Genomic DNA, 17,772 nt, shown 5'->3' with positions numbered 1-17,772 from the left:
TCGCGGGACACGGCGGGTCGGCGGTGGCGCATGCTCCTACCGACGCTGTCGCGCCCGGTAGGAGTCATCAGCCTTGCGGCGGTTATCGGGGAACTCCATCCCCATCAACATGGGAATGGTAGGCGGGCGGAGCGGCGGGAGCAAGTGGGCCGTTCCGCCGTTTCGCTTCTCGGCTCAGCCGGCCGTCGACAGCATCGCGTTCAATTCGACGGCTGTCCGCAGTTGCTCGATGCGCGCGACGATCTGCTCGCGTTCGGCACCGCGCGGCAATTGCGCGAGCCGGCTTTCAAGTCGCACGCGGTGTTCCTCGAGGCGCTGCTCGAATGTGTGGGGTTCAGATCGCTTCCGCTTTTGAATCGTCCTCTGCATTATCGACCTTTGGCGGTTGAAGACCGGGGCTGTTGGCCCAGCGGTCCAGTTGCTCGATGACTTTCGCGTGGCTCGGACGCCGCGGTTTCGGGGCTTCCGGCTCCTCGGATAGCTTGCGGGGAAGCTTGACGTGGTTGGTCATGGCATCTCTCCAGCAGCATAACGAGATGGGTGGTCGGACCGTTCCTTTATTTTTATCTAAACTATTGATTTCATTTGAAAAATTTACTCAATCAACGTTTTTAACTCAACCGATGGAACCCCACGCGAGTTTGGCGGTTTAGCAAATCACTCAACAAGCTAAGTTTGGGTGTTTTGCGATGAATGAGCTTCGCGCCGAACGGCTTCAGGTCATGCTGTCGCCAGAGGAGTTGGCAGCCCTCGACGATTTCCGCTTCAAGCACCGCATGCCGACCCGCGCCGCGGCGGTCCGCGAGTTGCTCAAGCTCGGTCTGGCCGGCGGTGGCACCGATGGGGCGGCAGGAGTGAAATCGAGCGATTACGGGGTATTCAACCGGGGGCCGGATGGACATATCCAGAGCGATGCCCCGCTAGAGGCGGAAGAGGATTGACGGCGCGTTGGCGCAGACGTGGCGGTTCAGCCTGCGGCGAACAGGTCGACAATCGCCTTCAGGATGCACACCACGAGGGCCGACGTGAACATCGCCGTGCCGAGATCTGCGAGATAAAGCAGTTGCGCCCTCTGCTCCGCATCAAGCCGCGCGATCGCCTTGCGCATGGCCAAGCTCCCTTTTCGGGAGAACGCGATGCACCGATGTCCGTTCCCTCGCCTGCATCAGGCTCGCTGCAGCGCCAGCGTCACGCCGCCGAGCGTCAGCGCCATGGCGCCGATCTCGCGCAGGCCCAGCGGCTCACCGAGAATGATCGCGGCCGACACCACGCCGATGACCGGCACCAGCAGCATGCCCGTTGACGCCGATGTCGGCGGCAGGCGGCGCAGCGTCTCAGCCGAACGCCGTCACACCACTAGGCAGAGAAAGCCCACCGTTCGATCGCGCTGCGTCGTATCCATGGGCGGCGCTTAGCAGGCGAACGCACGGGATTCCACATCGCTTCGCGTATGAGGGGCGTGTAGCGTATGCGGGGACGCGCGGCACGCTCCGTCAGGCGAAGGTGCCGATCGTGATCCGCGGCCAGCCGTCGTTTTTCCGAGCGGCGGCAAGCCTGGCCGTCCAGGCATCGATCAGGCTTGCGATGAGCAGGCGGCCGGTGCCGCGCATGTCGGGCAGTTTCATGGTCGGCGTGCCGAGCGTGAGCGCGACCACGCCGTGGGTCGCCGCCAGCAGCGCGGTCGCGAGCCGCTGCGGCAGGCCAGGCGCCGGCTCGGCGCCATGTGCCGCCAGAAATTCCCGCACCGAGATCACGAACAATTCGTAGCTGCGGCGCGCGATCTCGGTCTCGCCGAAATAGACGCCGTCGGGAAAACGGCGGTCCTCGGTCGTACCGGACATCGAGAACAGTGAGCGGAAGTGATCGGGATTGTCGGCCCAGTAATCGAGATAGGTTTCCATCACGCGCCGCAGCCGCAGATCGCTGTCGGCCGTCTCCGCGCGGACCCGCTCGAGGCGTTCGGCGACCGCCTCGAGATTCTGCTGCTTCACCGCGAGCAGCAGCAGCAGCTTGGTCGGGTAATATTTGAGAACGGTGCCCTTCGAGTAGCCGATCGCGTCGGCGATCTTCTGGATCGATACGGTCTCGAGCGTGCCGGCGGCGAACTCCCTGCGCGCGGTCTTAAGGATCAGCGCCTTCAGCGCCTCCTTGTCGGCCTCCTGGCGCGCCCTGCGCTGAAAGCGCCGTGCGTCTTTGGCTCGCTCCACGATCGACATCCCCATCTGCCTCGCGCCTCCATGCCGCGCACCCGCCCCGATGGCAACCCCGCCCTTGCAATATGCAAGTTAATTGACTATGGTCAATTAACTCATGACAAGACGGGAGGATCCGATGAGCAGCCAAGCGAGCTCCCTTGCAGGCGAAATGGCCCGCAGCGATTTCGATCCGTTCAGCGCGGCGACGCGGGCCGATCCCTACGGCACCTATGCGGAGCTGCGTGCCGCGGCGCCGGTCATCCGCCTGACCAGTTATGACATCTGGGCGGTGCCGCGCTTTGCCGAGGTCAAGACGATCTTTGGGGACCATGTCAATTTCAGCAACGCCGGCGGCGCGGGACTTGCGAACCACTTCAAGGAGAAGCCGTGGCGGCCGCCGAGCATCGTGCTGGAAGCCGATCCGCCGCTGCACACCCGAACCCGCGCGGTGCTGGCGCGGATCCTCTCGCCCGGTGCGATGCGGCGGCTTGCAGATGATTTCAAGTCAACGGCGACGCGGCTGATCGACGGGCTGGTCGAGCGCGGATCGTTTGACGCCATCAAGGACATCGCGGAGGTGTTTCCGGTCAGCGTGTTTCCCGACGCGCTCGGCATCGACCAGGAGGGGCGCGAGAACTTCCTGACCTATGGCGCGATGGTGTTCGCCGGCTTCGGGCCCGAGAACGATTATTTTCGCGCGTTGATGAAAGAGGCGCCGCGCGTGCTGCCCTGGGTCGCGGCGCGCTGCCAGCGCGAGGCGCTGCGCCCGGGCAGCTTTGGCGCGCAGGTCTATGAGGCGGCCGACGCCGGCGAGATCAGCGCGGAGGAAGCTCCGCTGCTGGTGCGTTCGCTGCTCTCGGCCGGGCTCGACACCACGATCAGCGCGATCGGCATGGCGCTGTACACGCTTGCGCGCCATCCCGAGCAATGGTCGCTGCTTGCAGCCGATCCGTCGTTGTCGCGCGCGGCATTCGACGAGACGCTGCGCTTCGATTCACCGGCGCCATTCGTGTTCCGCACCACGCCGCATGACACCGAGATCGCCGGCGTCAGGATCGGCAAGCACGAGAAGGTGCTGCTGCTGCTCGCCTCCGCCAACCGCGACGAGACGCGCTGGGAGCATGCCGACCAATTCGACGTCAGACGGCGGCTCTCCGGACACATGGGCTTCGGCGTCGGCATCCACGGCTGCGTCGGGCAGATGGTGGCGCGGCTGGAAGCCGAGGCCGTGATCACAGCGCTCGCCAGCCGCGTCAAACGGCTCGAGGTCGCAGGCCCCACAGCCTTCCGCGACAGCTCGGGCCTGCGGGCGCTCAGCACAATGCCGGTCCGCGTGACGCCGAAGTAACGTCGCTATCGAAGGCTCAAAAAAAGCCGGCGTACCTTTCGGCACGCCGGTCTGGATTTTGCTCCCTTGCGTAAATTCAGATCATGCCGATGCCGCGCGCGGCGTGCGGTTGCGCGAGTTGCGCTGGAAGAACAGCGCCTGGCTCGCCACCGCCGACACCATCGCCGGCTGGAACGGCTTTGAGATCAGGAATGCCGGCTCCGGCCGCTCGCCGGTCAGGAAGCGCTCGGGATAGGCGGTGATGAACACCACCGGCACCTCGAAGGTCCGCAGCAACTCGTTCACGGCATCGAGGCCCGACGAGCCATCGGCGAGCTGGATATCGGCGAGGATCAGGCCGGGCTTCTTGTTCTTGGCGAGCGCCACGGCGTCGGAATGCGTGCGGGCAACGCCGATGACGTTGTGACCGAGATTCTTCACCAGGCTCTCGAGGTCCATGGCGATGAAGGTCTCGTCCTCAATGATCAGGACGTCGGTGGCGATCTCGGCGGCCATCTCGCGGCCGGCGGCATCGGTGAGCTTGCGCGTCTCGGCGATATCGGTGCCGAGAATGTAGCCGACCTCCTCCTCCGAGAAGCCCTCGAGCGACAGCAGCAGGAAGGCCTGGCGAGGCAGCGGCGTGATGTTGGACAGCCGACGCTCCGGCGGCAGCGACAGCGTCGCCACGTCGGCATTTTCGTTGTTGTTCACCGACACCGAATTCCAGATCTGGGTGAACAGCCGAAACAGGCCGGCGCGCGGCCCGTGGGTCTGATCCAGCAACGATCCATCCTGCAACAGGGCCTCGAGCATGGCCCCGACATAGGCGTCCCCCGACGCCTGATTTCCGGTCAGTGCGCGAGCGTAACGGCGCAACAGCGGAAGGTGTTCGGCAACGATCTGCGATCGGGACATTCCCACTCCATCCTTGTTCGTGAGGCCTGGCGGCCTGAAACCCATTGTCTGGGGGCGGCAGAATCCAGTTCTGGGACGACCCCGGTTCCCCTGCATCGCCGACTACGCGCGAAAGCCGAAAAAGTTCCACGAAATAGTTCCAGCATTCCGGAACTTTCTGCGCAACTTTGCATTAGCTCCAGACCGACGAGGCAACGCGGCCAGCCTCTTTTTTCGAGGAAACGACTTGGAAATCAGAGACTTAACTCCCGGGGAAGCGTGGATCACATCATGAAGGAAGTAAAGAAGCAGGGCGGTCTCAACGCCGAGATTCAATCGAGAATCGGCCACCAGCTTCGCGCCATGTACGATGACGTGGTGCGACAGGGCGTACCCGACCGCTTTGCGGAGCTGATCCGCAAACTCGACGGGCCGGAGGCTGCGGCGGCGGCCGTCGCCGGGGGCGATACCGACAAGAACAATGGAGGGGACTAATGCCTCTCACGAATGAACTTCGCGACGATATCCTTGCGTCGGTCCCGAGCCTGCGCGCGTTCGCGATCTCGCTGTCCGGTAATGGTGACCGCGCCGACGATCTGGTGCAGGAGACCCTGCTGCGCGCGATCGCCAACATCGACTCGTTCCAGCCCGGCTCGAACCTCCCCGCGTGGCTGTTCACCATCCTGCGCAACCTGTTTCGCTCCGACTACCGGAAGCGGCGGCGCGAGGTCGAGGATGCCGAGGGCAATTATGCCAAGACGCTGAAGAGCCAGCCTTCGCAGGCGGCGCATCTGGAATTCGAGGAATTCCGCGCCGCGCTTGAAAAGCTGCCGCAGGACCAGCGCGAGGCGCTGATTTTGGTCGGCGCGTCCGGCTTCTCCTACGAGGATGCCGCGGCAATCTGCGGCTGCGCGGTCGGCACCATCAAGAGCCGCGTCAACCGCGCGCGATCGAAGCTCTCCGCGCTGCTCTATGTCGACAGCGCCGAGGATTTCGGCCCCGACAACACCGTGCGTGCCGTGATCGGCGGCAATGGCGGCTAAGCGCGACCACGGCGATAAATGAGAAAAGGCGGCCCGCGGGCCGCCTTTTTTCATGTTGGCCTGCAAGGCCACGCTCAGCGCGCCGTCAGCTGGCCATCGCCTTGACGGACGCCGGCTTGAAGCCGTTTCTCAATTCGAGGATCTTGGCTGCGATTTCGGTCACCGGGACCGGGTGACTGAATAGGAAGCCCTGCGCCTCGTTGCAGCCTTCGGCCCGCATATGATCCAGCTGCTCGACGGTCTCGATGCCCTCCGCGATCGTGGTCATGCCGAGGCTTCTGCCGAGGCTGATGACGGCGCGGACGATCGACTTCGATCCATGCGTCGCGGTCGCATCGCGCACGAAGGATTTGTCGATCTTGAGCTTGTCGAACGGGAAGCTGCGCAGATAGCTCAGCGACGAATAGCCGGTGCCGAAATCATCCAGCGCGATGCGCACTCCCTGCGCCTTCAGCTTGTGCAGCGTTGCGAGCGTCTCGTTGCTGTTCGCTAGGAACACGGACTCGGTGATTTCGAGCTCCAGCCGGCGCGGCGACAATTTTGACGTCGCGAGCGCGCCGACGACGACGTCGGTGAAGTCGGCATCGCGAAACTGGACCGCGGATACGTTGACCGCGAGCTTCATCTCGCTGGGCCAGGTCGTCGCCTGTTCGCAGGCGCGATTGAGCACCCATTCTCCCAGCGGGCCGATCAGGCCGATCTCTTCCGCGATCGGGATGAACTGGTCCGGCGGCACCAGCCCGCGCTTGGGGTGATGCCAGCGCAGCAGCGCCTCGAAGCCGCAGATGCGGTCGAGATGGAGATCGTAGAGCGGCTGGTAGAACAACGAGAACTCGTCCTTGACCATCGCCTCGCGAAGGTCGAGCTCGATCGCCCGACGCCGCTGCAGGCTGGCGTCCATCGCAGGCTCGAAGAAGCGCCAGGTGCCGCGGCCTTCCATCTTGGCGCGGTACAAGGCGACGTCGGCGTTCTTCAGCAGCTTCTCGCCGGTGGTGCCGTCGCCCGGCGACATCGAGATGCCGACGCTGCATCCGACGACGACGCGATGCCCGTTCAGCTCGTACGGCGCACCCACGCATTCCACGATGCGGCGCGCGAGGCGTTCGGCCTCGTCGCCGCCCTGAACACCGCACTGGATGACCGCGAACTCGTCGCCGCCCAAACGCGCGACGGTGTCGACCTCACGGACGCAGGCGTTGAGCCGGTCCGCGACCGCGCACAGCAGTTCGTCGCCGACCGGATGCCCGAGCGTGTCGTTGACCTGCTTGAAGTTATCGAGATCGAGGCAGAACACCGCGAAGCCGAGTCCGCGGCCGACCTGCGCAACCGCCAGCTCGATCCGCTCGGCCAGCAACGTCCGGTTCGGCAGCTTGGTCAGGGCATCGTGCCGGGCCATGAACGCGATCTGCGATTCCGCCCGTTGCTGTTCGGTGACGTCCTCGCAGGTGACGAGCCAGCCGCCATCGGATGTCGGCCGTTGCGCGATCGCAATGATCCGTCCATCGCTGAGATGCTGCAGATAATTGCCGTCGTGCAGGGCCATCGAGCGCTCGCGCTCCGCCAGCAGGTCGGTGACGGTCCGCTCGCCGTGATTGCCCGCGGCGATGCTCAGGTCGAGCACCTCCTCCATGGTCATTCCGGGAACGACAAGCTCCGGCGATATATCGAAGATCTCGCAGAACCGGCGGTTGGCGACTTGCAGCCGCGCCTCGCTGTTATAGAGGCACAATCCTTGCGACATGTGCGTGAGCGCCGCGTCGAGCCGCAGATTGGTTTCATGCAGCTCGGCCTTCTGCTGCTTCAGCGCGGAGATGTCGCTGTAGACGAGGACGACGCCGCCCTCCTGCGTCTCGCTGCGGCTGACGCGCAGCCAGCGTCCATCCGCAAGCTGCGCCTCGCTCGCAAAGCCATCGATGTCACCGTCGGCAGGCGCCAGCCTGGCGGCATCGAGCGGATTCGACTGCAGGAGCTGCGGCGAGAGACGGATGAATTCACTCGCGCGCGAGTTGGCCAGCGCGACCTGGCCATCCGCGTCGAGCAGCACGACGCCCTCACGCGACGTTTCGAGCGCATCGGAAAGCCGTGCCTGCGCCGAGCGGCGTTGCGATACTTCTTGATTGACCATCCGCCGGATGTTGTCGCGCATCGTTTCCATTGCGGTCAGAAGCGTGCCAAGCTCGTCGGTCCCGCCCTTGGGGATGGTCGCGTCGAGGTCGCCGCCGGCGATGCTTCGCGCGGCCCGCGATGCGATCGCGACCGGCCCGATAATGCGGCGCGCCAGCAGCCACGAAAACAGCGCCGACAGAAACAGCGCGACGGTCAGCCCGGCCACGTTGAGCTGCAGGTCCCGCTTGATCGTCGAGAGCGCCTTTTGCCTGAACAGGAAGCCATCGCCGGCCGTATAATTGACCAGCAGCTCGACCTGCTGACTGACAATCTTGGAGTAGCGATCGACATCGCCGACCGTCGCACCCGGTGCGCGCGGATCGGCCGCCGCGCTGCCCTCCGTGGACGATCCGATCGCGCGCCGGTGCAGCGCCATCCAGGCGTCGGCGGCTTCCTGAACCTTAGCGGCGGCTTGCGCAGCGCGCGAGGATTGCGACCGATCGGCAGCAATCGCCAGGTCTTCCGAGAGCGTCTTCGCGAGCTTTTCAATCTGGCCATCGAGATTGGCGCGAATCTCCGGATCCGTGGTCAGCAGGCGTTGCGACGAGGCGACCCGCATCGCGGCGAAATCCGCACCGGCCGCGCGTGCATAGTTGATCGACATAAGGGATTCGTCGAACGTCTTGGCCACCAGATCGCCGGCATGGCGGATGCCGAGGATGGAGTACCCGCCGAGGGCGACCGCAACGGCGCTCATCGCAAGGCAAAAAATCAGAATCTGGCTGCGGATCGAACCCTTGGTCAGGGCAAGACGCGAAAGGCGGACGGTTGCGAACCGAAAGGCCGCACCGCTCTTTACCTTGAGGTTGCCAAATAGGCTGTCCATGCCCGCGTTTCGCCGTAGTGCTCGATACTCAAGCTACGCAGAAACGCGCAGCACTGCGGAAAATAACTGTCTGCTCAAAATTGCTTTAGTAGTGACTGGAACTCATGCTGAAATCGTTAAGATCAGCTGGCGATAATCACCCTTACAGGTGATCCGGGAGCCACATTTGCAGCCCGGGATAGCCGATATTTGGTGTTCGAGGTTCAGCGGGGGTCTCATGCAGTCAGGCTTGTTGCGCGCCTTGCGCCTGGGCCAGTTCGGCCGCCTGCCGTTTGCGGCGGCGATCGTCACTGGAGCGCTTATTGGAGCAGCTTTGGGCGCAGCCCCTTATGTCATTTCGCAGAAGGATCGTGAATTCAAACCCGCGCAGATCTCGATCAAGCGGGGTGAGGTTTTACGGTTCGTTAACGATGACGGCGAACTGCTGCATCACGCTTATTTGAGCACTGATACGTTCAGTTTCGACTCGGGTGACCAGCAGCCGGGCAGCAAGTTCGACGTCACTTTCTCGGTGCCCGGCGACTACACCGTGCTGTGCGGCATTCACCCGAAGATGAAGCTTGCCGTCCACGTCGCCAAATAGCCGCCCCAGGCGGCGGCGATCTACAGGACCGACGTCTTGAAGATCGCAGCGTGGCCGAAATAATAGACAAACAAGGTCACCGACAGCGCGGCACAGAGCGCGACGGGGGCGAGCCACGGCGCACGACGGTCGCGCGACAACACCTTGTTGTCGGCGACAATCGCTAGCAGGACAGCGATGATTGCCGAGTGTCCGATCGTGTCGATCTTGCCGAATTCGAAGCACGCGCTGATGAACATCCCCGTCAGCACGGTTGCGGCGCAGCGCCGGATCAGCGGCGTCCAGATCAAGGCAAAGGCAAGCGTGAATTCCACCATGCCGGCGGCGCGCATGTAGAACTCGTTGTCGAAGCCCAGCGTCATCGCGGAATGCTCGATCAGCAGCGGGAAGCTCCATTCCGGATAGGCCCATTTTTCGACCGAGGCCCACATCAACGTCACCGCGGCGGCGTAGCGCATCACGTCGATCGGCCGGATTCCGAACAAATCCTTGTTCAGCCCAACCAGTGCAAAATAGGCGGCAACACCAAGAAAGATCGGGTAATCGGCGAGGTGAAAGAGACCGTAGTCGCGCACGCCGATCCCGAACAGAACCACCATCCCCGCCGCCGACAGCGGCAGCGTGCGTCGTGACAGCATCCCGGCAGCGATCGCAAGCTGCAGCGCGCCGACATACGGCGACGTCGTCTTCAACTCGGGCGTCAGCAGGATGCCGCCCACGGCCCAGATCGAGATGAAGAAGAACCCGCACACGGCGCGCATCATCAATTCGGTGCGCAGCCGCAGCCCCTCGGTGACGCGGTCCATCACCCGGATCGTGGCGTCACCCAGCGAGGTGGGCTCGATCAGGCAACCCGCAAACAGCCAGAAGATGGCGACACCGAGCAGCAGTTCGAAATCCAGGCAAAGGACATTCTCGAGTCCGCGGGGCTGGCCGGCGACATCGTAGGCACAAAACCATTTGACATGTGCCTCGGCACTGCGCGCGGCGACGACACAAAACAGAACCGCTGCAAGGCACGTGGCGAAAAAGGAGCGCACCGCCGAGACGGTATCTCGCGCCCATCCACTAAACATTGAACCAACCGCCCACACACTTTAAGGACTTGTTTAACTTATATCAAATTTTAAGCTTTGCGCCTGCCGGGACATCCCGTGGTTGCATTGTGGTTAATCGTGGCGGGCGGGCCCCCGGCCTGTCCCTTAGTGCAGTCTTTACAGCCGGTTGCCTCAAATTTTAGCTAATTCCGGCACGGGAGCTCAATTCAACTGTCGTAGTGAAATCCGGACAAATCGGATCGGGAGGCCGGTACAGTGTTCGGAGCGTTGAGCGTCGTAAGTATCGGGGTGGGGTCGGCCCTCGCCTATGTGACAAGATCGTCCGCTGCGCGCACAGCGACCCTCGAGACCTGCGCGGGCGCATTCGTGATCGTGGGGCTCGGCCTCCTGGGCGCGGCGCTGCCGCACCTGTCCTGAAACGAACCTCGTTCTGAACCGCGTTGAGCCGAGGTCAGCGCGGCAGTTTGGGGACGCCTGCCACCGGCGGGGCCGTCGCGGTCAGGGTTTGCAGGAAGGCGATAAGGTCGTTCTTCTCGTCTGCCGTCAGGGACAGCGGCTTGATGTCGGGCGATCGGCTCGGCCGATCGATCCCACCCTTGTTGTAAAGCTCGATGACATCTTCCAGCGTTGCCACCGATCCGTCGTGCATATAGGGCGCGCGGCGCGCGACGTCGCGCAATGTCGGCGTCTTGAACGCATATTTCAGCTTCGCCGAGGTCGGAAAGAAACGGCCGCGCCCGATGTCATGGCCCTTGGCGGTGCCGATATCCTGGAAGGATCCGTCGGAAAACGACGGGCCGCTGTGGCAAGCCGAGCAACGTGCTTTGCCGTTGAAAAGCTCAAAGCCGTGCTGGGCTGATTTGCTGATGGCGGTGTCGTCGCCCTTGATCCAACGGTCGAACGGAGCCTCGCCTGCGACGATGGAGCGCTCGAAGGTCGCCAATGACGCCTCGATCCTCGGCCGCGTGATCGCGCCGTCTCCGAATGCGTGGGCGAAGGCATCGACATAGCCGGGGATCGCCGAAAGTCGCGCAATCAATTCCGGCTCGGTCATGTTCAGGTTCGCCGGACTGAGGATCGGCCCGAACGCAACGGATTCCAGATCCCTGAACTTGCCGTCCCATCCCAGCGGCTCGAAGAAGGCCACATCGATCAATGTCGGCGAGCGGATCGGCAGGCCCTTGGGATCCTCACCGATGGCGCGCGGAAGGCCATCGGCCCATGAAAGGGATGGCCTGTGGCAACTCGCGCAGGAGTGTGTCTTTGACCTCGACAGCAGCGGATCGAAGAACAGCAGTTGCCCAAGCGCGGCTTTCGCCTCCGAATAGGGATTGCTGCTCGGGAACGGAACGACGTCCGGCCTCCGATAGCTGGCACGGATTGTCGCAGGGTCGCCGGGCGGCGCTGCCGGAGTCAAGGCAAGCGACAGCCCTACCGGCAAAACTGCCGCGAGCAAGGTCAGGCTGACCCAAAGCCTCATCGGGGTCCTCAGACGGTATCCTGCTCGGTATATGCCCAAGCATGTTCAACGAAGTTTTAACAATCGGTTGCGGTCTATTACTGATAGTGGGCATTGGTCACGATGACGCCGGCGCATGCTTGCGCGCGTGATTTCGATCAATCCGCGCGTCGATCCGATCACACAACCTGAGGCAGTCGCTACTTCTTCACCGGGCGCAGCGGCGCGGAGAACTGCTCGGTGCGGTCGCGCTCGGTCATGTCGACGACGGTGTCCATCGGCGCGGTCAGTTCATAGACATAGGAGACGTCGGTGAAATAGCGCTTCGCGGTGCCGCCGAGCGCCTCGGGCGCGACGCGGTCGAGCAGGATCAGGCCGAAATCACTGTCGGCTCGCCGCGTCGCCTGGCTGGTGTTGAACTCTTCCCAGCGGAAATGAAAGACCGAGTCCGCATCCTCGCCGACGACCTCCCAATTGGCGACGATGTGCGGGTGCTTGCCGACCAGCGACAGCCCTTCGTCGGAATGCGAGGCGAGCTCGAAGAACAGCAGCGACAGCGATTGGGCGGCGCGGGCGCTGACCGTGATGTCGGGACCGTTCACCGCGATCCGGTCGGCATGCGGGATCGCGCGCGATTCGAACAGGCCCTTCAGCTTGACGCCCTGCCACTGGCTCTCGCTGAGCAGCGTGACGACGTTCGACATCGCGTGGATGCGCCCGATCAAGAGCTCGCGCGCGACATCGATATCGGCGCCGTGCCGCAGCGTGCGGGTCACGATCGACTGGATCACCGCGAGGATGTTCTTGACGCGATGGTTGAGCTCGTCGATCACGGCGGTCAACCGGCGCTCGAATCCGATGCGGACCTCGATCTCGCGGCTGAGGCGCAAATTGTTATAGGCGACATAGCCGAACAGGCCGCAGACGATGCCGGTCAGCGCGAGGCCGATCGCCGCGACGATGGTCGCGGTCTGCTGCGCACGCACCGTGGCGTTGCTCTTGGCGTAATAGTCGAGCGACCAGTCACGGCCGCCGAACGTCACCGTGCGCACCATCGACGGCAGCGGGCCGTCCTGGCGCACCGCGCGCGAGGTGACGATGCCCTGCTCGTTGGCGGTGAACTCGTCGTTGGAGTCGCGCGGATCCTTCAACGCCACCGCGAACAGCGAGCTATCGTCGTTGGTCAGCATCAGCGACGACAGCTCATAGGAGAAGGTGATGAAGCCGGCCGGCTCGGATGCGCCCTCCTGGAACACCGGCGCGGCGAGCACGACGCCGACCGGGCCGTTCTGCCGCAACAGCGGCACCGGGTCGGAGGCTACCGGCTTGGCGTTGGCCATCGCCCGCGCCAGCATCGGGCCCACCACCGAGTGGCGGTCGAAGGCGCGGCCCGGAATGCTCAAGGTCTCCGGATTGCGCGGCTCGACGTCCATCAGCACGTTGATCGGCTTGTCGAGCGCCTTGAGGTCGAGCGCCTGGTCGTCGAAATCCCGGATGGTCGGATTGGTGAAGCCGTTGGCCTTCAGCTCGGCCTCCGCCGCGGCGAGCTCGTCCGGCTTGAGCCGCGCGATCCAGGCGGCGACGACGAAATCGGTCTTGAAGGCGTAGATCGCCGAGCGCAGCGGCTGCAGCATGTTGGCCTTCACCATCGACGGCGCCCGGAACAGCCCGGAGGCGACCCGCGCCAGCAGCTCGCGCTCGGTCAGGCGGTCCTGCACCAGGCTGGCATGGACGTCGATCGCCCGCGCCAGCGCGATGCCGTCGATCGCGAGCTCCTGATCGTGCACCCGATAGGCGGCAAGACCGGAGAGCAGAACTCCGATCAGCGCAATCAAGGCAACGATGAAGCCCAGTCGAACCACACGCTTACTCGGCAATCAGGGGGTGGCGAAAGGGGACGGAAGTCATCTGGCTTCTGCAAGGGCGGCGACAAATCGGGATGCGATGAAGGCCCGCCGCAAAGGAATATGGAATAGCGATCATCGGTCCGCAACAGGAGCCGGTCGGCAGCATTAACGACGACGCCACCCGGCGGTCTTTGGCGGCGCCAAAGGTTGCTAATCGGCAAAGTTGGAAATTGTTCCGGCGATTGCGCAGCTTTTTTGCGGCGGCCAGCGACATCCAGCCAAGTGCCTCACCGTCATCCTGCAGCGCGTCTCGAAGGATGAACGGCCCACCGGTGGCCGTTTATCCTTCGAGGCTCGCTCTGCTCGCGCCTCCAGCGATAAAGGCGAAGCCTTTGCGCGGGGATGACGGGATAAGGGTTCGCACCGCCACAATGATTAACGCCTAACCCGCCTTGACCTTGCCCTGCGACCGAAGGCCGCCCTTGGTCTCGATGAAGCTGATGATGCGATCGAGGCCGTCGCTCTTCTTCAGGTTGGTCATCACGAAGGGCCGCTCGCCGCGCATCCGCCTGGCGTCGGTGTCCATCTTCTCGAGTGACGCACCGACATGGGGTGCGAGATCGATCTTGTTGATCACCAGGAGGTCGGATCGCGTGATGCCGGGGCCGCCCTTGGAGGGGATCTTGTCGCCGGCGGCAACGTCGATGACGTAGATCGTCAGATCGGCCAATTCCGGCGAGAAGGTCGCCGCCAGATTGTCGCCGCCGGATTCGATCAGCACCAGATCGAGGTCGGGGAATTTTGCCCGCATGTCGGCAACCGCGGCGAGATTCATCGAAGCGTCCTCGCGGATCGCAGTATGCGGACAGCCGCCGGTCTCGACACCGGCGATGCGGTCCGGCGTCAGCGAACCGGAGCGCACCAGAAACTCGGCATCCCATTTGGTGTAGATGTCGTTGGTGATCGCGGCGATGTCGTAGCGCTCGCGCATCGACTTGCAGAGCAGGTCCATCAGCGCGGTCTTGCCGGAGCCGACCGGGCCGCCGACGCCGACACGAAGTGGGCCGTGGGAAGTGGGCATATCAACAAGTCCCTCTATTGTCGTCCCGGCGAAAGCCGGGACCCATACCGCGTGATCCCTCAACCGGGTCCAGTGGCCGACACCATCCGCAACAACCACCCCCTGTGGTTATGGGTCCCTGCTTTCGCACTAGTGCATCTACACGTTTGTCGGGCCATTTGCGAGGATTTGGAAGCGGGCCATTCCGGTGTGGAAGGTGATTGGTCCAGGTGGACGGTGGGAGGCGTAGCCGGTCCATCCGCCGAGTTTTGCGATGATCCATGCCGCCCAAGCAAGAGTGTTGGGGCGATGGTGGTTTTTCTGAAGCTCGGTGCGACCTTTCATGGTTTTGTTGATGGCCCTGAGCGTCTCGATCTCTTCTGCGGTGAAGACAAATTCAGCCGGCAATTCTTCGCCACTGTTGCGGGCCTGAACGAGTTGAATGACGATACATGCCGCTCTGGTGGCGACCGCCACGAGCTTGATCAGGCCTTCGGCGCTCTCGATCTGACTATCCTCGATGCGCAAACCCTGGCTCTTCAGCGAGCGAAAGAGTTGCTCAATGATCCAGCGCTGGCGGTACCAGGAGACGATCTGCCAGGCGTCTTTAACGGTGGCGACCGGATGAGTGGTCAGGAGCAGCCAGCGAATGGGCTCCGCACCTCTCGGCGGATGCAACTCGACCACTTCTACGAAGCTGAGTTTGATGCCCTCCGCCAAGTCGGTGACGCCGGGCCTCTGCGGCCGCTTGAGCACGACGGTTCCGAAGCGCATCGAGAGATGGGCCTGCCGGCCGCGCCGATCCATTCGCTGCGGCAGATCGATCACCGCGTTGTCGCAGAAGCGGCTCCGCTCGACCGCCTGATAAAGTGTGTCGCCATCGACCAGCGCATGGTCGTGCATGGCACGCGACAGAAGATGGACATTCTCGGCTGGCGTCAGCGCCCAGTGAGCAAAGAAATCCCCCTCGCGGTCGTTGACGACGGTGATCATGCGGGCATCTGCCAGGACGTCGCGGCCTTGCTCGGCGGCCGTCACCCAGCGCGCCGACTCCTTGTCGGCCAAGGCGCGCCGCTCATGCGGGATTTTTACCTTGCCTTTGCGCGTCCAAACGTTGCCGCCAGTAAGGCCAAGACAGACCCCGCTGTCGGCATCCACCGCCATCATCGCATGCAACAGCACGCCGCGAGCATTGCCCTTGCCGACTTTGCCCAGCCCGCGCCGCCGTCCCGCCTGGGTCTGGAACTTGACCTCGCTCGTATCCTGGATCGCCAGCACATGACGCCCGCTGACCGCAGTCCGCGTCTGCGCGCTCCAGCCCTCAATCAATTTATCGATCGTGACTTGGGGGTTGTTCACAAACCGCCAGAACGCCATATTGGCAGCCCAATCGCCCCGGGCCATCTGGCGCAAGCAGACGCTGCGCGTGCAAAGCATAGCCCGGAGAAGCGTCGCCCCCTTTTGTCGAGACGAACGTCCCCGAACTCACCCAAAGACAAATCCGGCTGCATCGCTGGCGCTCCTTCGAATCAAAGCGCCAGTGAGAGAATCATACAACATGCTCCAGAGACGCCACTTCTTGCTGCACCGAGTCAATCTGTCGCGCCCCAAAACCGTGTAGACACGCTAGTGCTTTCGCAGGGACGACAGCGGAAGATGCATCATGACCGGAACAGCCTCGTGTATTGCGTCTCGTGACGCAGGCTTGCGAGATCGGCGCGAAAGGTCGCGCCGCCGAGATCTTCGAGCGAGGCCGCATTGGCCCGCGCCGCGGTCGCAGCAACGACCAGCTCGAGACCGGCCAACACGCGCTGACTGTCGGTCTGCCCGAGCGGGATCAGCCGGCTGCCCGCGGAAATCCAGTTCGAGGTCACTGCATGCAGGAAGGCGTGCAGCGCCGGCGCAAGCCGAATGCCGTGTGCAGCGCTGACGATGCCGACCGCGACGGGGTAGACGACAGGGCCGTTGCAAGCCGCAATCATCGCGTCGAGGCCGGGCGAATTCCACGCGGCACGGGCGATCTCGATGAAGGCGCGCCCCTGCGTCGTGGTCTCGAGCTGCCGCTCGCGCGACGGCACGAAGGCCGCGGCAAGCTCGGCGACCTGCTCCAGCCCGGCATGATTGGGCTGCAACGCCGCACGAAAACTCTGCGCGAGAAACACAGCGTCGCAAAATCCGCTGCCGTCGGAAAGCATCGCGGCGAGCCAGCCGCGCAGCGACGCGGCATCCGTGATGTCGCCGGCCTCGACCGCCCATTCGATGCCGCTGGAATAGGCGAACGCCCCCACCGGAAAGGACGGCGACAGCCATGTCATCAGCCGGTACAGCGCGGCCGCCTCATCCTCCGCCATCCCGCCGCGCAGCGCGGCGGGATCAGGCTCATTTGTGGTCATGAGCATGGGAGTGATCGTGGTGATGATGAGCATGCTCGCAATGCTCATCATGATGATGGTCGTGGTCATGGTCAGGCCCATGATCATGGCCATGGTGGTGGCCGTGATCATGGGCATGGCTGTGGGCATGATCGTGCCCGGTGTGACCATGCGCGTGCTCGTCGGCATGCGCATGCTCGGCATAGGCGCCGCCCTCGGGATCGAACGGCGCCTCAATCTCGATCACACGGGCCCCTAACCCCTTCACCATCGCCTCGATCACGTGATCCCTGCGGATGCGCAATCCCTTCGGCATGATCTGCGTCGGCAGATGACGGTTGCCGAGATGCCAGGCGACCCGGATCAGATGATGCGGATCGCTGCCCCGGATTTCCGCCAGCGGCTCGGGAGCTGCGACCACCTCGACGAGGCGGCCGTCCTCCAGCACCAGCGCATCGCCGCCGCGCAGCGCGACGGCGTTTTCGAGATCAAGCAGAAATTCGAGCCCGCGCGTCCCTGACATCACCATCCGCCGCCGGTGCCGGTCGTCGAAATCTAGCACGACGGTATCGGCTGGCGCTTCCTTCCAGCGGTGCTGTCCCAGGACTTTGGTGGCGCGGATCATCGATGCCTCAGAGCTTCTCGACCTTGGCGTCGCTGATGATCTCGATCACCGTCGGCCCGGTCTTCATGTTAGCGGAATATTCGCGCCATACCTTCATGTGCGGCGCCCTGGCATGGCCGTTGAGATCCTCGCGGCTCTCCCAGCGCTCGACCACCACATAGAGGTTGGGATCGTTGACGCTGACATTGCCGTCATAGGAGATGCAACCCTTCTCCTTGCGGGTCTCGACCGTGCAGGCCTTGTGCCCCTTGATGAAGTCGTCCTTGTTCTCCGGCTTCATCGGCGTGGTGGCGATGACATAGATCATGGATTATCTC

19 protein-coding genes, 1 pseudogene and 1 riboswitch are annotated in these 17,772 nt (G+C 63.6%); of the genes and pseudogenes, 5 read left to right on the top strand and 15 right to left on the bottom strand.

Going from position 1 to position 17,772, the window contains the following annotated elements; translation table 11 throughout:
- Window positions 1-51 precede the first annotated feature (51 nt).
- A riboswitch (Fluoride riboswitch) is annotated at window positions 52-112 on the bottom strand.
- A gap of 62 nt (window positions 113-174) precedes the next feature.
- Together ACVMDN_RS42005 and ACVMDN_RS42000 are read right to left on the bottom strand one after the other, a co-directional pair.
- Window positions 175-297 carry a hypothetical protein gene (locus ACVMDN_RS42005; protein ID WP_256521238.1) on the bottom strand — a complete coding sequence of 41 codons (123 nt, stop codon included), beginning with the start codon at window positions 295-297 and terminating at the stop codon, window positions 175-177.
- Window positions 298-334: 37 nt separating this feature from the next.
- A complete protein-coding gene (locus ACVMDN_RS42000) occupies window positions 335-511 on the bottom strand; it encodes a hypothetical protein (RefSeq protein WP_194295308.1) in 177 nt (58 codons plus the stop codon).
- A 178-nt stretch (window positions 512-689) separates the two neighbouring features.
- Between ACVMDN_RS42000 and ACVMDN_RS41995 the strand changes: the two genes are divergently transcribed.
- A complete protein-coding gene (locus ACVMDN_RS41995; protein ID WP_057016136.1) occupies window positions 690-941 on the top strand; it encodes a hypothetical protein in 252 nt (83 codons plus the stop codon).
- Between the two features lie 26 nt (window positions 942-967).
- Here the strand turns inward: ACVMDN_RS41995 and ACVMDN_RS41990 are convergent, their stop codons facing one another.
- The 3 genes and pseudogenes from ACVMDN_RS41990 to ACVMDN_RS41980 form a co-directional block, all read right to left on the bottom strand.
- On the bottom strand, window positions 968-1,108 hold the full coding sequence (locus ACVMDN_RS41990) for a hypothetical protein (protein WP_155258615.1): 141 nt from the start codon (window positions 1,106-1,108) through the stop codon (window positions 968-970).
- Window positions 1,109-1,165: 57 nt separating this feature from the next.
- Window positions 1,166-1,336: pseudogene (locus tag ACVMDN_RS41985) on the bottom strand (EamA family transporter); the annotation flags it as partial.
- A gap of 157 nt (window positions 1,337-1,493) precedes the next feature.
- Entirely contained in the window at window positions 1,494-2,216 is a 723-nt protein-coding gene (locus ACVMDN_RS41980) for a TetR/AcrR family transcriptional regulator (RefSeq protein WP_244558665.1), read from the bottom strand.
- Between the two features lie 115 nt (window positions 2,217-2,331).
- Between ACVMDN_RS41980 and ACVMDN_RS41975 the strand changes: the two genes are divergently transcribed.
- Complete coding sequence (locus tag ACVMDN_RS41975; RefSeq protein ID WP_456835794.1) at window positions 2,332-3,543, top strand: cytochrome P450; 1,212 nt, start codon at window positions 2,332-2,334, stop codon at window positions 3,541-3,543.
- Window positions 3,544-3,624: 81 nt separating this feature from the next.
- Here ACVMDN_RS41975 and ACVMDN_RS41970 read toward each other — a convergent pair whose 3' ends face one another.
- On the bottom strand, window positions 3,625-4,437 hold the full coding sequence (locus ACVMDN_RS41970) for a response regulator (protein WP_057016134.1): 813 nt from the start codon (window positions 4,435-4,437) through the stop codon (window positions 3,625-3,627).
- 270 nt (window positions 4,438-4,707) lie between these two features.
- On the opposite strand from ACVMDN_RS41970, the gene ACVMDN_RS41965 reads away from it, so the two are divergent.
- Both ACVMDN_RS41965 and ACVMDN_RS41960 read left to right on the top strand, forming a co-directional pair.
- Window positions 4,708-4,911 carry a NepR family anti-sigma factor gene (locus ACVMDN_RS41965; protein WP_018269610.1) on the top strand — a complete coding sequence of 68 codons (204 nt, stop codon included), beginning with the start codon at window positions 4,708-4,710 and terminating at the stop codon, window positions 4,909-4,911.
- The gene (locus tag ACVMDN_RS41960) at window positions 4,911-5,459 is read left to right on the top strand and encodes a sigma-70 family RNA polymerase sigma factor (protein WP_016847265.1); all 549 of its coding nucleotides are present in this window, start codon (window positions 4,911-4,913) and stop codon (window positions 5,457-5,459) included. Before ACVMDN_RS41965 ends, ACVMDN_RS41960 begins: the two co-directional genes overlap by 1 nt.
- Before the next feature lie 85 nt (window positions 5,460-5,544).
- On the opposite strand, the gene ACVMDN_RS41955 is transcribed toward ACVMDN_RS41960, so the two are convergent.
- The gene (locus ACVMDN_RS41955; protein WP_141342493.1) at window positions 5,545-8,451 is read right to left on the bottom strand and encodes an EAL domain-containing protein; all 2,907 of its coding nucleotides are present in this window, start codon (window positions 8,449-8,451) and stop codon (window positions 5,545-5,547) included.
- Between the two features lie 217 nt (window positions 8,452-8,668).
- Between ACVMDN_RS41955 and ACVMDN_RS41950 the strand changes: the two genes are divergently transcribed.
- Complete coding sequence (locus tag ACVMDN_RS41950) at window positions 8,669-9,034, top strand: methylamine utilization protein (RefSeq protein ID WP_076824951.1); 366 nt, start codon at window positions 8,669-8,671, stop codon at window positions 9,032-9,034.
- Between the two features lie 20 nt (window positions 9,035-9,054).
- Here the strand turns inward: ACVMDN_RS41950 and ACVMDN_RS41945 are convergent, their stop codons facing one another.
- From ACVMDN_RS41945 to ACVMDN_RS41910, 8 genes are all read right to left on the bottom strand, one after another.
- A complete protein-coding gene (locus ACVMDN_RS41945; protein WP_076824949.1) occupies window positions 9,055-10,038 on the bottom strand; it encodes a hypothetical protein in 984 nt (327 codons plus the stop codon).
- Between the two features lie 505 nt (window positions 10,039-10,543).
- Window positions 10,544-11,572, bottom strand: a complete 1,029-nt coding sequence (locus ACVMDN_RS41940; RefSeq protein WP_076824906.1) for a cytochrome-c peroxidase — start codon at window positions 11,570-11,572, stop codon at window positions 10,544-10,546.
- A 179-nt stretch (window positions 11,573-11,751) separates the two neighbouring features.
- Window positions 11,752-13,413 carry a CHASE domain-containing protein gene (locus ACVMDN_RS41935; protein ID WP_050387210.1) on the bottom strand — a complete coding sequence of 554 codons (1,662 nt, stop codon included), beginning with the start codon at window positions 13,411-13,413 and terminating at the stop codon, window positions 11,752-11,754.
- A gap of 427 nt (window positions 13,414-13,840) precedes the next feature.
- The gene (gene ureG / locus ACVMDN_RS41930; RefSeq protein ID WP_028334695.1) at window positions 13,841-14,479 is read right to left on the bottom strand and encodes an urease accessory protein UreG; all 639 of its coding nucleotides are present in this window, start codon (window positions 14,477-14,479) and stop codon (window positions 13,841-13,843) included.
- Between the two features lie 138 nt (window positions 14,480-14,617).
- Window positions 14,618-15,862, bottom strand: a complete 1,245-nt coding sequence (locus tag ACVMDN_RS41925; RefSeq protein ID WP_229193590.1) for an IS4 family transposase — start codon at window positions 15,860-15,862, stop codon at window positions 14,618-14,620.
- Window positions 15,863-16,119: 257 nt separating this feature from the next.
- Complete coding sequence (locus ACVMDN_RS41920) at window positions 16,120-16,857, bottom strand: urease accessory protein UreF (RefSeq protein ID WP_076824902.1); 738 nt, start codon at window positions 16,855-16,857, stop codon at window positions 16,120-16,122.
- On the bottom strand, window positions 16,838-17,455 hold the full coding sequence (ureE, locus tag ACVMDN_RS41915; protein ID WP_076824900.1) for an urease accessory protein UreE: 618 nt from the start codon (window positions 17,453-17,455) through the stop codon (window positions 16,838-16,840). The genes ACVMDN_RS41920 and ureE overlap by 20 nt, the downstream gene beginning before the upstream one ends.
- Window positions 17,456-17,462: 7 nt before the next feature.
- The gene (locus ACVMDN_RS41910) at window positions 17,463-17,762 is read right to left on the bottom strand and encodes a putative quinol monooxygenase (protein WP_028342270.1); all 300 of its coding nucleotides are present in this window, start codon (window positions 17,760-17,762) and stop codon (window positions 17,463-17,465) included.
- Window positions 17,763-17,772 lie beyond the last annotated feature (10 nt).

This window comes from Bradyrhizobium sp. USDA 4510, assembly GCF_054059095.1.
This window is presented reverse-complemented; position numbering and strand designations above follow the sequence as displayed.